This window comes from Mesomycoplasma ovipneumoniae, assembly GCF_033343935.1.
GTDB lineage: Bacteria > Bacillota_I > Bacilli_A > Mycoplasmatales > Metamycoplasmataceae > Mesomycoplasma > Mesomycoplasma ovipneumoniae_G.
Genome location: NZ_JAWPGQ010000002.1, coordinates 89575 through 105091 on the forward strand (window position 1 = coordinate 89575; position 15517 = coordinate 105091).

Genomic DNA, 15517 nt, shown 5'->3' on the forward strand with positions numbered 1-15517 from the left:
TCGCTTTTATTTAAATTGAGCCTAAAAAAATATGTGAAGTTTTGAAAGAGCCATAATCAAAAGCCATAAATTTGTAGATTTCTAAACGGGTAAATTTAAGGCATTCCATCATATTTAAAAATATAATGGATAATTCGCACTATCTGATTTTAGTATGGCAAAAAACATAACTAATTCCTCCTTAATTCTAATATTCATTTATTAATTATTCTTAAGCGAGAGTTATTATAACATAATTTTATTTTTGACCAAGCATTTTTTTTTTTTTTTTGCAAAAGGGTAATTTTAAATAATAAAGATTAAGGTTTTAGTGTCAAAAAACACGGTTTTTATCGGTATTTTTACGTATTTATACTCAATAAAAAGTGAATTTTTTCTATCAAACTGTCAAGCTCATGAAAATTCCAAAAATTTTTAGTTTTTATTTTTTATTTTTTTGTTAAAATAATACGGATTTTATATTTTCAAAGAAGCTTAACGAAGCTTAATATAGTTATTTATAATCGCAAAACATTTTTTGTTTTGCTTTTTTCACATTCTGTTAAAAAAGTGGTATAATAAAAAATATATTTTAAAAACAAATTTTATTTGTTAAGTGTTGACTTTAAAACTAAAGAAAGGAAAAAAATTTTTTAATGCAAAATACGGAAAAATTTTCTAGAACTGTTTTAGGAGATATTTGTCCCTCAGAGTTAGGAGTTGTTGACTGTCATGACCATTTAATTAAAAATTATGGTCCTGAAGCTCATGAACACCCTGATTTTGTGATGCTTTCAAACGAAGCTGCAATTGCCGAATCGCTCGAATTTGCAGCTCGTGGCGGGAAAACATTGGTGACAATGGACCCGCCAAATGTTGGTAGAGATGTTTATCGCATGCTCGAAATCGCCCAGGAATTAGCTGGTAAAGTTCATATTATTATGTCCACCGGTTTTCACAAGGCCGCTTTTTATGACAAAGGTGCTTCTTGACTCGCGCTTGTTCCAACTGATGAAATTACCAAAATGGTTGTTGCCGAAATAACCCAAGGAATGGATGAGTATAATTATTCTGGCCCAGTTGTTAAACGTTCAAAGGCAAAAGCGGGAATAATTAAAGCCGGAACAGGTTATGGGGCAATTGATCGTCTGGAATTAAAATCTTTGGAAGTTGCCGCAAGAGCCTCAATTGAAACCGGTGCGCCAATTTTGGTTCACACCCAACTAGGAACAATGGCTTATGAGGCTGCTAAATATTTAATTGATTTTGGCGCTAATCCGCGTAAAATTCAACTTTCACACTTAAATAAAAATCCTGACAAATATTATTATGCAAAAATAATTAAGGAATTAGGTGTGACTTTGTGTTTTGATGGCCCTGATCGTGTTAAGTATTATACTGATGCAACCTTAGCCGAAAACATTAAATATCTAGTTGATCTTGGTCTCCAAAAGCATATAACTTTATCACTTGATGCAGGTCGGGTTTTATATCAAAAAAACTACGGAATGCAAAAAGGGAAAATGAGCCATGGATTTGCTTATCTTTTTGATCGGTTTATTCCACTTTTAAGACAAGTTGGTGTTAGTCAAGAAGCGATTGATGATATTTTGATTAACAATCCAGCTGAAATATTGACCTTTGATCAGCCGCGAAAATTTGATCCGTCAATTCTTCCTGAGTACGTATTAGAACTCAAAAAAACCTTTAAAATCTAACGATTTTAAATTCTAACAAAACTGCTTTGTTAGTTTAAATTTTAAAAAAATTTTAAGAAAGGAAATAAAATGTCGCTTAGTAAAAAAAATAATAAATTACTTTTTGGCCTACTTATTTTCTTGTTTGTTAACCTTTTAATTATCGGGATCACCCTCGGTGTTCGAATGGGTCACAATGGCGAGAGTTTTTCAACCGCCTTGGTTTTTCTTGTTCGAGTAGTTTATCTTGATAACTATTTAAGACAAAATCCACTTTTGCTTGGATCTTTAGTTCTTGTTGGTTATCTTGTTTTAGGCCGTGGTGGTCGCGATGCATTTCTTGGGGCGCTCAAGACAGCTATTGGAGTTTTCCTTTTAGGAATTGGAGCAAGTATTCTAGTTGGTCTGGCTGCTCCAGTTTTTCGCGCAATTGGAGATATTAAATCCGGTGGTGTTGTTCCGCTTGATCCTTATTTAGGTTGGACTTCTGCTGAGAATTTTCTTCAAACAAGCTTTGGAAAGGCAAATAACTTTCTTACCTTAGCATCATTCACCTTCATTGCTGCTTTTATTGTTAATATTTTAATGGTTTTAGCAAAAAGGTTTACTAACACAAATTCAATTGTGATTACCGGACATATTATGCTCCAGCAGTCAACAATTGTTACCGCACTTTTATATGTAATTTTATTCCGTTCAATTCCGCTTCTTGATGATGGGGCAATTTCTACCGGATCTCAGGTCGGACTTGTACTTATTTCAGGTCTGTTTTTAGGAATTTACTGGGCAACTTCATCGGTTGCAACACTAAAAATAACTAACCTTGTCACCCAAAATGCTGGTTTTGCTGTTGGTCACCAACAAATGCTTACTTTATTTACTAGCTACAAAATGGGTCGCTTTTTTGGAAACAAAGAACACAGTGCTGAAAATCGTAAACTACCTGAGTCACTCAAAATTTTTGAAGACAATATTTTTACCCAAACAATAATTATGCTATTTCTCTTTGCAATTTTATTTGCGATAATTATTGGATACCATGGATTAGAAAGTACCATTAATTCTACTTACAGTGGCTTTACTGGGGCTGCAGAGAAAATCGGAGCTACTTGAAATGGATCATATAGTGGTGCAAACTTTGTTCTCATAATTTTTGGTGGAGTACTCAGAATGATTGCTGCCTTAATTGCAATTATGACTGGTGTTCGAATGTTTGTTACTGAATTACAACAGTCTTTCCATGGAATTTCTGAAAAAGTAATTCCTGGTGCTGTTGTTGCTGTTGACATTGCCGCTACTTATGGATTTTCAATTAATGCCGTTACTTACGGATTCCTTGGTGGGGTTTTCGGACAATTTTTGGCCGTATTTATTACTGTCGGACTTGCTGCAATTCCAGGAAATAATTATTCCTTAGTTGCAATTCCACTCTTTATTACACTATTTTTCAACTCAGGGGCAATGGGAGTTTATGCTAATGCCTCTGGAGGTTGAAAAGCTGCCTTTATTGTTCCGGCAATTATTGGATTTTTTGAAATTATTGTAATTTCATTTGGTCTAAAACTGGTACAAAATATTGTCGATGTTGGAATTCCTGTTCTTCAAGATAATGCTGGAAATCCAGTTCTTCAAAATCCAGTTACAACCGGATTTTTAGGAATGGGTGACTGAAATCTTTTCTTTGGACTTAGTCTAATTATCGGTCAATTCCACTATGTTTTAGGATGAATTACTGTTTTTGTTGGAATGATTGGCCTAATTCTTTTAGCCCAAGGTGTTGACTCAACAAAACAAACTAAAAAAACATGACTGCAAAAATTACTGAAAGTCAATGTTGATTTAGTTCAAAAAGAAGCCTAATTATTTAGTTTTTCAAATTTTTATACTTTTTGTATAAAAAATCTCGGTTCTAGCAAAAACCGGGATTTTTTATTTGCTTTTTTGTAAAATTAAAATACCCGAGCTTCCCAGTTTGATGAGATAATCTTAAAAAGTATCCCGTTTTGGGGCTTTTTTAACTTTTTTTGGCAAAAGTTAATTACCTATTTTAAAACACTAGCAAAAATCAATTAAAGGATAAAATAACAAAAATCATAAAAAAATACAACTACTATTTAAACTCAATGCAAATAGAAAACTCGTTTTTATTTGCATTGAGCCTAAAAAATATATGAAGTTTTGAAAGAACAATAACTAAAAGCCCTAAATTTGTAGATTTCTAAACGGTTAAATTTAAGCCATTCCATTATATTTAAAAACATAATGGATAATTCGCACTATCTGATTTTATCATGCAAAAAACATAACTAAGTCCTCCCTAATTCAATACCAAAATTTATTAATTATTCTTAGTGAGCATTATTATAACATAATTTTATTTTAGACCAAATAATTTTTTTTTTTTTTTTTGTAAAGGGTTAAATTTAAAATAATCAAAATTAAGGTTTTTACATCAAAAATACCTGTAAATCCGGGTATTTTTTGCATATTTATATTCCCTAAAAAGTTAATTTTTGCCATCAAACTGGGAAACTCAGGAGATTTTTTTATTTGCTTTTTGCAAAATTGTTATATAATTTTAAAATAGTATTAAAAATTATTTTTGTTTGTCTGTTTGTACTAAAAAAAGGAGTAATTATGTCATTAAAAATTGTTGCTGCATGTGGAAATGGAATGGGAACTTCAATGATAATTAAGTTGAAAGTTCAAAAAATAGTAAAGGAATTAGGGGTTGAAGCTTCTGTTGAGGCTCTTTCAATGGGTCAGTCAAAAGGGCTAACCAATTCAGTAGATATAATTATCGCCTCAAAACATCTTGTTAGTGAGTTTAATCCAAACCAAAAAGCTAAAATTGTTGGTGTAACTAATTTAATGGACGAAAATGAAATTAAAACCGCATTAAGTCCAGTTCTTGAGCAACTTGTTTAGATTTATCTTTTTTTTGATTTAGGAGAAAATCTTATGTCAGTTAATTTACTCACAAATTTAATTGAAAATGATTCAATTTTAATTAATCAAAAAGCCCAAACCTGGCAAGAAGCAATTGCAATCTCATGCAAGCCGCTTATTGAAAAAAATTTAATAAGCCCAAATTATGTTGACTTGATAGTCAACTCAACAATCGAACACGGACCTTATTATATATTAGCACCTTTTTTGGCAATGCCTCATGCTGAAGCCGGAAAAGACGTATTTAAAGACTGTTTTTCACTTGTTGTTTTTGATAAGCCTTTTTATTTTGACCAAGATAGCCGTCCTGTTCAAATTTTAATAACTCTTGGCGCAACAAGTGCTGATATTCACACCGCAGTTGCCCTGCCTCAGATAGTTGCCGCTTTTGAAGATGTTGATAATATTGACAAAATTATTAAAGCTACATCAAAAGAAGAAATAATCGCCATCCTTGAAAAAGTTGATTTTTCAAAATACCTTAATTCATAACTTTTTCTTTAAAATTTGAAGCTAAAAACCCACAAATTCGTGGGTTTTTTATTTTTTTCAGAGCTTTTATTCATTAGCCAACAAAATTTGCTCCAAAAAAAAAAAAAAAATGTTTGATCTAAGAAAAAATTATGTTATAATAGAGTCACTAAGAATAATTAATAAATTTTAATATTGAATTAGGGGGAATTAAGAATGTTTTTGTCATAAAAAAATCAGATATTGCGAATTATCCATTATATTTTTAAATATGATGGTATGCCGTAAATTTAACCGTTTAGAAATCTATAAATTTATGGCTTTTAGTTATTGTTCTTTCAAAACTTCATATGTTTTTTTAGGCTCGCTGCAAATAAAAACGAGTTTTCTATTTGCATTGAGTTTAAATAGTAGTTGTATTTTTATATTGTTTTTGTCAGCGTTTTAACTAAAAAAGGTAGTTTAAACATTTCATAATTTTGCTTTTTAAGTTAAAATTTAGCCTTTTTTAGTTTGCCTTATTTTATTAATAAGTAGATTTTGGATTCATGAGTGGTAGATTTAAAATTTAGTTTTTTTGCTTTGATAGTTATTTTTTCTGGGTTTGCCAAAAAAGTTAAAAAAGTGCCCAAAAAACAGACACTTTTTTAAGATTATCTCATTAAACGGGAAACTCGGGATAAAAATTCAACAGCGAACTTTGTGTTTTTATCTTTTAGTTTTTAACTATTTTGTTTAGCTTTTGTAAATAAATTATCCAGTCTTACTCGCGAGGATTTATCATCACGAAATTGGAAAAATATATTTGGATCTAATGCCTGATTTCTAATAAATAAATCCTCGATTAATTTAGTGTAATCTCTGTTTTTATAACCCTTAAATTGTGTATCAAGCTTTTTAGTATCTTTCCCACTATTATCAACTAAGTTAATGTCTTTGCTTTGATCAATTTGTACACCCGCAGCTTTAAGACTGGTTAAGTTAATAATTTGCTTATTTTGCTTATCTACATCGATATATTTATTAATACGGTTTGGTGCTATTCTAATATTTCTTTGTGGTTCAAGCAAATATTTCTGATTTAAAAATTTTTCTGCAAATACTTTTTTACCATTTTTGATTTCATATCTAATTGGATAAGCTTCAATGTGAACGTGCGGTGATCAACCACCATTGTTAGTCATTTGTCCAATTGTACCAAAAGTAGTATTTTTTTCTAATTCTTTTGGACTAATCGGACTAGCATCTTTTAGATAAGTTGCTATTCTTGAAGTATTTTTATTACCTTGTTCAACTTGTGCTGTTTGACCTAAAAGTGAAAGTGTATTATTGTCTAAGTGAATAAAAAAGAAAACAACAGCATCTACATTACGCAAATATTTGTCTTTAGTTTCTTGGCTAATTTCTAAGTCCTTAACATCAACTTGTAATGCAACGGTAGTTCCAATTCCTTCAGCAGCCCCTTGATTTGGTAAGTAGTAAGCCCCTAGTAATTTTGATTTTGAAAAAGTTTTTAGCGGTAGACCACTTGGCACTAAGACATCTTCACCATAGTGAACGGCCTGAGTTAATTTATTATCAGTGTAGAAGGTACGAAATTCTTTGTAACCACCAGAAGTCACAAAAGATTTACTCTCTTCATTAATACTATTGCTGATTTCACCAATATTTCTTCTTTCTAATTCTGGTATATAAACTGAAGCATTATAAGGTGAAAAAATTTGATTTTTATTTAATAATGAGGTTGATGAATCAAATAAAGGAACAAATTTTGGTACTCCAATATTAAAATCGTCAATATCAAAATCTTGGAAAATAGAACTTTTTGATTTAAAGCTAATTTTAGCCTTAGTTGTGTATGGAGCTAAACTAGTATCGTTAGTTTTTTCTGAAATATTAATTTGAATATCAAAAAATCTATTTTTATCAAAGTTAGTTACAAAATCATCTTTATTGACATTGGCAAAATCATAGTTAAAAAAACTAATTCCACCTTTGACATGAACTTTTAAATATTTTTTAAATAGTTGCTGGACTTCCTGTTGATCTAGTTGCTTAAAGCCTTCAATTTTATAGACTTTTTCTGTGCTGTAAGCATTTTGCCCACTGCCTGTAGTTGTCACAACAGTCACTAAAATAGATTTTAGATCTTCGCCTAGTGCAACATCTTTTAGATAATATTGACTTTTAGTATTTTCAGGAATTTCTACTGTAAACAAATCAATATTTTTTAGCTGTTTATCAAGATATTTAGTTCTAATTAAAGTATCAGTCTCACCTTTGATTTCTTCTTTAGAATTTAAATTTTCTAGAGCGCTATAAATAGAAACATTAGCCTTATTTTTATAGTTAATTTTACTAATCATTTTGGCTTTATTAATATTATCTTGCTTTGCTTTATTTGGAGCAAAACCACTAATTTGTTTATAAATTGTAATGAAATTTTCTCGTTTATAAGGGTTTTGTTTGTCATCAGCATTATAATATCTAATAGTGATAGGAATATCTAAAATTCTTGTGTCATCATTATTTTCTTGAATTTGATTATAGTTTATTTCATAATAGAAATTATTTAAGTCCATATTGATTTGTTTAGCTTTGGATTCTAGGCCTTGCAGATCTAAATTTAATTTGATAAAGCGATTTGCTAATTTATTTTGCTTAAAATTTTTGATTTCCACTTTAGCTTGATCTAAAGTTAAAGTATTATTTTCAACTGTTGGATTAATTATTTCATTGTTAGAATTAAGTTGTTGTAAGTCAGAAATATGCGATACTTGAAAGTCTTGATTAATGTTAATTAATTTGGAGTTAGAATTTTGCACTTGATAAGGCACTTTAGCAAATTCTGCTGTTATAAATTGTTCTAAATTATTCGCTTTAAACAAATCAATATTAAATTGTGGCTCATAAATTGAATAGTAAGGGTTGTTTTTGTTTAACTCTAAATTAGTAGAACTCGTAAATACATTAGCGTCATTGGTTATTCCACAAGAAACAACAACTGAGACGGACAAAGCAGAAGTTAGTACACCTAAAAATAGTTTTTTGTATTTTTTTCTAAACATTTTCTTTCCTTTGTTAGATTTTATAAATTGAAACTTAAGTTTGAAGAACTGGCAATGCCTAAAAATATTAGACTTAAAATCGCAGGTATTAAAATAGTTGTCAGTACGTTAATAATGATTTGCCACAAATAAAGTCTAATATTAAAATTATTAACTTTTCTTATTGCTAAGTAAGGTATGATCACTAAAGTTGACCATAAATTAAAATTGATAAAACCGGTATTGGTGTTAATAATAAAGAAAAATAGCAACAAGATAAATAAAACAATCTGATGATCAAATAAAGTTAAATTTGCGCTAAAAGGAATTCTTGGAACACTCATTAAAATAAAGACAAACAGTGAACCAAAAAAGATCTCTTTTTGTAAATAAGTACCAATTTTAGGTGCTTTTTCGACCATAACTATTTTGTGAAAATCTTCTTTATATTTTGTGATGTTTTTCACCATTTTTGTATATAAAAAGAAGGCCAAATAACCAAAAATAACGCCTAAAATTTGACTGCCAAAAATGTAAAAATAACCCCGATAAAGTAATGTTCCTGTAAAAGAATTTGTCAGGCCTTTGATAATTGATTCAAATATGACAATTTGTGGTATTAAAAAGGGTTTAATATCTGAATTTGATAAAAATCCAGAAGTTGCTTGCGCGATAAAAAGTGCTGAAAAAAACGAAAGAGTATAGAGAAAACTTGAAACAAAAATATTTGACTTTAGTTGATGTACAATATGTTTTGATGTCAAAAAGAAAAATATTAAAAGCAGTGATCCTAAAAATTCAATAAAGGCAACTCTAGTATTTCAAAAGACAGAAAGCATTTCAAATTTTGTCATTAGCCAACCTTATAAGTTAATCATTTTTCATAAAAAGTGTCTATTTTTATAGACTTTTTTGACTAATAAGTAGATTTTGTACTACCGTCAATTGTTCTAGAATTTTATTGCTTTTAGTAATCATTGGATTTTTAAGCCGAGTATTTTGAACTAAAAAATCTTCAATTTTGTTAGAAATTTGTGCTATACTTTTGTTTTTAGTTTTCCAGACAAGTCTAGTATTTTGTGATTTAAGAAAATTCAACATTAATTTCAGCCAAATAATAACTGAATTTCCTAAATTCAGCATTTTTAAATAAGGATTTCAGTGAATCTTACTACTGTCTGTTTGTTTTACACTGATTCCTTTTTTGTTTTGTCGGATATTAATTTCTTGCAAATATTTTTGCTCTAATTTTTTTAGTTTTTTAAGATTTTCTTGGTTAACTTGAGATTTAAGTGCCAAAAAATCTTGATCATTTTTCAAGATTTTTTTATAATAACTTACTAATCAATTTTGTCCTGTTAAAGCTTGCGTAAATGGTCTTGGCAAACCTTGAAAAGCTTTAAAAAAGATTTCATCATCATTACTTTGAACTTTACAAGCAACCAAAAAAGACATAGGAGCTAGTCTCATGCTAGTGCCTATGAAAATTTTTAATTTTACTTTCAAATATTCTCCTATTTTTTATTAGAGTAAGTAGTAAGCAAATAAAATTATAGCAAAATAATTATGCAAGTATTACTATATTTTTCTATGAAAATTTCATTTTGTGAGTAAAAAGTAAAAAATAATCACTTTTTAATATTGTAAACTATCAAGTAAGGATTTTTTTACACCGGCAAGAATATTTACTATATAAGTCCAGTCTAAAAATTCGATACTTGCTTTATCAATTTGAGCATCATCAAAATTGCTCTAAAAAAAAAAAAAAAAAATAAATTTCAAAAATAGTGTATAATTACCTTTGAGCTACCTTTTTAGGTATGTTATGCTTTGGTTATGTTCAAACCGCTCAAATGAACTTCTCTGACTTTGCAGTTGTAGTTAAAGCAAAAAACTGTACCACCAAAACAATTTTTTTGGTGGTTTTTCTATTAATTAAGGGGCTTATTTAACGTTTAAAATCTTTTTCAAATAAGCGCCAGTGTAGGATTTTTCTACCTTTGCAACAGCCTCCGGAGTTCCTTTTGCAACGATATTTCCTCCCTCTTGTCCGCCTTCAGGTCCTAGGTCAATAATATAATCTGCAACTTTAATTACATCCAAGTTGTGCTCTATAATCACGACGCTATCGCCATTATCCACTATTCTATCAAGTACTTTAATTAAATTTGCAACGTCATAATTATGCAGCCCTGTTGTTGGCTCATCAAGAACAAAAAGTGACTTTCCTGTTGGTTTTTTCTGTAAAAATGTCGCTAATTTAATTCTTTGAGCCTCGCCGCCTGAAAGTGTTGTTGCTGATTGACCTAATTTTATATACCCAAGACCAACGTCAACTAAAGTTTGCAATTTTGTTACAATTTTCGGCCAGTTATGAAAAAACTCAAGTGCCGCTGAGACTGTTAATTCGAGAATATCTGCGATAGTTTTACCGTGAAAACGAATTTGCAGAACATCAGGTTTATACCTTTTTCCTTGACAGTTATCACATAAAACATATATATCGGGCATAAAATGCATTTCAATTTTTATTTGCCCATCGCCTTGACATTTGTCGCACCTTCCGGATTGTAAGTTAAAAGAGAATTTTGACTTAGAAAATCCAAGTGATCTTGCTTGCTCTGTGTTTGCAAAAATCTCACGAATATCATCAAAAACAGATGTATATGTTGCTGGATTTGAGCGAGGCGTCCTTCCAATTGGACTTTGATTGACTGCAACTAATTTGTCAATATTAAAAAGTCCCCTAATTTCATCACATTTCCCGACTCGAATGTTTGTTGCGCCAAGATGTTTTGCAATCCCATTAACCAAAATTTGATTTACCAATGTGGATTTACCCGAACCTGATACCCCTGTTATAACAACAAATTTACCTAAAGGAATGTTGATACTGATTTTTTTTAAATTATTTTCTCTTGCTTTTTCGATAATTATAAATTTACCATTGCCACTGCGACGTTTTTTAGGAACTGGAATTGCTAATTTATTAGTTAAAAATTGCCCTGTAATCGATTTTGGTTCGTTTTCAATGTCCTCAAGTTTTCCGGCAGCAACTAAATAACCACCGTTTTCGCCAGCATTAGCACCTATATCAACTAAAAAATCAGCGGCTAAAATAGTCTCAAGATCATGCTCTACAACTATTAAACTGTTACCAATTTCAACCATTTTTTTCAAAGTTGCAATTAATCTGTCATTATCCTTTTGATGCAGTCCAATTGAAGGTTCATCAAGAACATAAAGTACTCCAGTTAATTGCGATCCTACTTGACTTGCAAGCCGAATTCTTTGCGATTCTCCTCCAGAAAGTGTTGCTGCTGACCTGCTTAGGTTCAAATATGAAAGTCCAACATTATCTAAAAAAGAAAGTCGATCGCGGATTTCTGAAAGAATCAATTTAGAAACTTTTTGATCAAAATCAGATAAATTTAAATTCTGAAAAAACTCAATTAGATTTTTAATAGACAGCTGTGATAATTCAAAAATATTGTAATTTTCAATTTTTACAGCAAGAGCATAATTATTTAGTCTAGCGCCTTGACATGTGCTACACAAAAATTCAGACATCATTTTCTTAAATCAAACACGAAGATCTTCACTAGTTGTGTCCCAAAATTTACGCTGGATTCGACTTAAAATACCTTCAATTGGCCGAAAATAGTCATATCTTTTTCCACTTTCGGAAACCAGCGAGTAATTTATTGATTCTTTTGAGCCATAATTGATAATTTCAAGCTCTTTTTTTGTAAGTTCGTGGATTTTTTTATCAGGTGAAATTTCAAAATACTCAAGCAAAATTTGCAACTCTTGCCATTCTAGTGATTTTGTATTTATTGATTTTCCAAAGTATTTAATGGCACCTTGATTAATAGACAAATTTTTATCAGGAACAACAAGATCAAAATCAGCCTCTAAATTTGTCCCTAATCCTTTACAAGTTTTGCACATTCCATAAGGTGAATTGAATGAAAAAAGTCGATTTTCTAGACTCGGCATTTCAAAATCGCCAAAAGGACAAGCCTGTAATTTTGAAAATCTAACTATTTCAGACTCATCAAACTCGCAAAGTGCAATTCCTTTTCCCATTTGAAATGCTAATTCAAGTGAAGATTGAAGTCTAGTTTCTTCATCATCATCAAGAACAAATCTATCAATAATAACAGAAATTGTGTGTCTTTGTTTTGGATCAAGGTTAATTTCATCTGCAAGATAATATGTAACATCATTAATTTTAAGTCGCAAAAAACCTTGATTTTTAAGATTTTCAATTAAATTTCGGTGCGATCCGCGCTCAGATTGGACAACCGGAGCCATAATCACAATTCTAGTACCTTTTGGTCGCGACAAAATTGAATTTAAAATGTTGACAATTTTTTGAGGAACAATTTCAGCTTTATGATTAGGACAAAAGGGCTTACCAATTTTGGCAAATAAAAGCCGAAAATAGTCATAAATTTCGGTAATTGTTCCAACAGTTGAACGGGGATTGTTATGACTTGTTTTTTGCTCAACAGAAATTGTTGGCAAAAGTCCGTAAATAGCTTCAACTTTTGGTTTCTTAGTTCCACCTAAAAATTGTCGCGCATATGAACTCAAAGAGTCTATATAACGTCGTTTTCCTTCTTCATAAATCGTATTAAAGGCTAAAGATGACTTTCCTGATCCTGAAACCCCAGTAAAGACAACTAATTTATTTTTAGGAATTACAAGGTCAAAATTCTTTAAATTGTTCTCACTTGCACCTTTGATGTAAATAAAATTATGCGTGTCTTTATTTTTTAACATTTCTTAATTGCTTTCTGTTGTTTGTTTAGGTTTTGAATTTTCAGGTTTGCCAATTTTATCATTCAAATTTTGGCTTTTATAATTTTTTTTGGCTGCCATTGGCTTTTTATGAAAAGTTGCTTGCGTAGAATCAGGGCTTTTAGGGTAAAAAACCGGGCACATTTTAGCGTTGTTAAAGCGGGCGGTTGGCTTTTTAACAAAATTTTGGTTTAAATTTTTACTGTTTTTATTAAATTTTTTATTATTATAATTTAAGTTTTCAAAATTATCACTATCAGCATTTTTTGAAAAAGCAACAGGATTTTCTTTTATATTTTTTGCAAAAAATTGTTTAGAATTGGCTGTATTTTGATTTTTTCTAAATTTTGGCTGAATATTTTTAGTGTTTAAATTATCCCCAGAATTGGCTGAATTTGCTGTCAAATAATCAGGTTTTTTTCTTATAATCCGTGTTTTTTTGTTTTGAGAAGACTCGCCATTAGCAAAAGTTTTTTCCTGATTTAAGTTAGTCTGAGCCTCATTTTTTACAATATTTTGCGAATTTAATGATTTTTTTGTTATTTTATTTGGGATATTTTTTTGACTTGGTTGACTTAATTTTTCATCTGTGCTTTTTGGGATATTATAATAATTTAGATTTTTTTTGCTTGAATTATTCGGCTTAACAGCTGTTTTTTCGCTAGAATTGGCACTTTTTTGTGAATTTAAGCTTGAGGGCTTATTATTTGGACTTGGTTTTGCGACTTTTTTGTCAACTGGGCTTGCCAATTTTGTCTGCTCTGCTTTATAGTCAACAAATTTTTCTGCTTCTTTTTGTTCATAGTTTGCTAAAAAATCAAATTTTTCATCAACAAAAATAAATTTTGACAAAATAACCGGATTTCAACGTTTTGACCGATGGAAATATGCACCCAATCTATTTTTTAAAAGTTGCTTTAATTGCGGCATTGATCAGTTTGGATCTTTTTGCACAAAAAAGCGAATTGATGAATAACTAATTCGCCTAATATCAGCAATAATTGGACTTCCTGTTCGAATAGAAAAGACACCTTTTATAATAATTGAAATTCTACCTTTAATTTCATTATTTTTTTTATCAAAAGGAACAAAAATAAAAACAACACCGTTTTCACGCATGTATTGACGTTCATTTATAATCCGCGAATTATCACGGGAAATTGTATCTCCGTCAATATAAATAGGCTCGCATGGAATTTTTCTCTTGGTTTTACGAACTTCTTGATTAACAATTTCAAAAACTTCGCCATTATCCGGGATTATCACATTTTTTGGACTGACTCCAGATTCAATTGCCGTCTGAGAGTGAGCAAGCGCCATTCGGTATTCGCCATGATAAGGGAAAAAATATTTTGGCTTTGTCAGTTGGAAAATTTTTTCGTGCTCAGATTTATAAGCATGTCCTGAAGTATGAAGATAACCATCAGGCCCATTTTCTTTAATAATTGCCCCTAATTTATAAAGTCGATTAATCAAATGCTCAATTTTAATTTTGTTTCCTGGAATTGGCGATGAAGAAAAAATGACCATATCACGCGGTTCAATACTGATTTTAGGGTGTTTTTTGTTTGACATTCGATCAAGAGCAGCTAGTTGTTCACCTTGGGATCCTGTTGTTAAAATTAGCATCTGATTTTCTTCAACACCTGATAAATTTTTACCAAGAAAGGCCTCATCAGGGGCATTAATATAACCAGAACGCCGACCGATATTAATCCCATTTACCATCGATCTTCCAAAGACAAGAATTTTCTTATCTAATTTAATTCCAATTTCAATTAGTGCCTTAATTCTTGTTAAGTTTGAGGCAAATGCCGTAATAATAATTTTTCGTGTCGCAGCACGCATGTGCATTTCAATATCAGCAAGAATGTCCCGTTCAGAGGGCGAGTGGTTTGGCCGCATTGCATTAGTTGAATCTGAAAAAAGTACAGTGAGATTGTTCTTCCCGATTTGTTTTAGTTTATCAAAATCTGTGTAATTTCCAATTGGTGTATAGTCAAACCTGAAATCGCCAGTACACATAATTGAGCCATGTTTTGAAGTCACCCGAACACCAAAGGCATCAGGAATTGAGTGCTGAGCTGTTCAAAAGTCAACTTTAAAACTTTGAAAATGATAGACATCGTCCTTTTTTATTTCAACAAATTCAATTTCCCTTTTAATTTTATGGTCAACAAATTTGGCTTTTAAATATTCAATTGCAATTTTTGGCGCAAAAATTTTTTTAATTGGAACTTCTTGAACAAGGTAGACAATTCCGCCGATATGATCTTCATGACCGTGGGTGATAAAAATACCGCGAATTTTTGCTTGATTTTTTAAAAGATATTGGTAATTTGGAACCATTCCTTTGATTCCTGTTGAAAAAAGGTTAGCAAATTTAATACCAGCATCAATAATTACAATATCATAATTATCTTCAATTACAAGGGTTGATTTCCCGATTTCTTGCATTCCGCCAAGACCAAAAAAACGCGTTGGATTAGTAGTTAGTGACATATTTTTCCTGTCATAATTATCAAATATTATATTTTTTAAAAGATAATAAATTCTAAATTTATAAAA

The 15517-nt window shown here is 30.5% G+C and carries 9 protein-coding genes; 4 read left to right on the forward strand and 5 right to left on the reverse strand.

Annotated elements, in window-relative coordinates; genetic code table 4:
• Positions 1-635: 635 nt before the first annotated feature.
• The 4 genes from R7X45_RS00895 (at position 636) to R7X45_RS00910 (ending at position 5117) form a co-directional block, all read left to right on the forward strand.
• On the forward strand, positions 636-1697 hold the full coding sequence (locus tag R7X45_RS00895) for a phospho-furanose lactonase (protein WP_303466394.1): 1062 nt from the start codon (positions 636-638) through the stop codon (positions 1695-1697).
• A 69-nt stretch (positions 1698-1766) separates the two neighbouring features.
• Positions 1767-3536, forward strand: coding sequence for a PTS ascorbate transporter subunit IIC (locus R7X45_RS00900; RefSeq protein ID WP_277446685.1), 1770 nt, complete (start codon positions 1767-1769; stop codon positions 3534-3536).
• 777 nt (positions 3537-4313) lie between these two features.
• The gene (locus tag R7X45_RS00905; protein ID WP_069099495.1) at positions 4314-4604 is read left to right on the forward strand and encodes a PTS sugar transporter subunit IIB; all 291 of its coding nucleotides are present in this window, start codon (positions 4314-4316) and stop codon (positions 4602-4604) included.
• A gap of 33 nt (positions 4605-4637) precedes the next feature.
• The gene (locus R7X45_RS00910; RefSeq protein ID WP_303571599.1) at positions 4638-5117 is read left to right on the forward strand and encodes a PTS sugar transporter subunit IIA; all 480 of its coding nucleotides are present in this window, start codon (positions 4638-4640) and stop codon (positions 5115-5117) included.
• A 701-nt stretch (positions 5118-5818) separates the two neighbouring features.
• Here the strand turns inward: R7X45_RS00910 and R7X45_RS00915 are convergent.
• The 5 genes from R7X45_RS00915 to R7X45_RS00935 all read right to left on the reverse strand — a co-directional run bounded on the left by R7X45_RS00915 (position 5819) and on the right by R7X45_RS00935 (position 15451).
• Entirely contained in the window at positions 5819-8164 is a 2346-nt protein-coding gene (locus tag R7X45_RS00915; RefSeq protein ID WP_318055569.1) for an MSC_0775 family lipoprotein, read from the reverse strand.
• Positions 8165-8184: 20 nt separating this feature from the next.
• The gene (locus R7X45_RS00920; RefSeq protein WP_318055570.1) at positions 8185-8997 is read right to left on the reverse strand and encodes an MAG4940 family membrane protein; all 813 of its coding nucleotides are present in this window, start codon (positions 8995-8997) and stop codon (positions 8185-8187) included.
• A gap of 46 nt (positions 8998-9043) precedes the next feature.
• Positions 9044-9598, reverse strand: coding sequence for a hypothetical protein (locus R7X45_RS00925; RefSeq protein WP_318055571.1), 555 nt, complete (start codon positions 9596-9598; stop codon positions 9044-9046).
• A 489-nt stretch (positions 9599-10087) separates the two neighbouring features.
• A complete protein-coding gene (uvrA, locus tag R7X45_RS00930) occupies positions 10088-12931 on the reverse strand; it encodes an excinuclease ABC subunit UvrA (protein ID WP_318055572.1) in 2844 nt (947 codons plus the stop codon).
• A gap of 3 nt (positions 12932-12934) precedes the next feature.
• A complete protein-coding gene (locus tag R7X45_RS00935; RefSeq protein ID WP_318055573.1) occupies positions 12935-15451 on the reverse strand; it encodes an RNase J family beta-CASP ribonuclease in 2517 nt (838 codons plus the stop codon).
• Positions 15452-15517 lie beyond the last annotated feature (66 nt).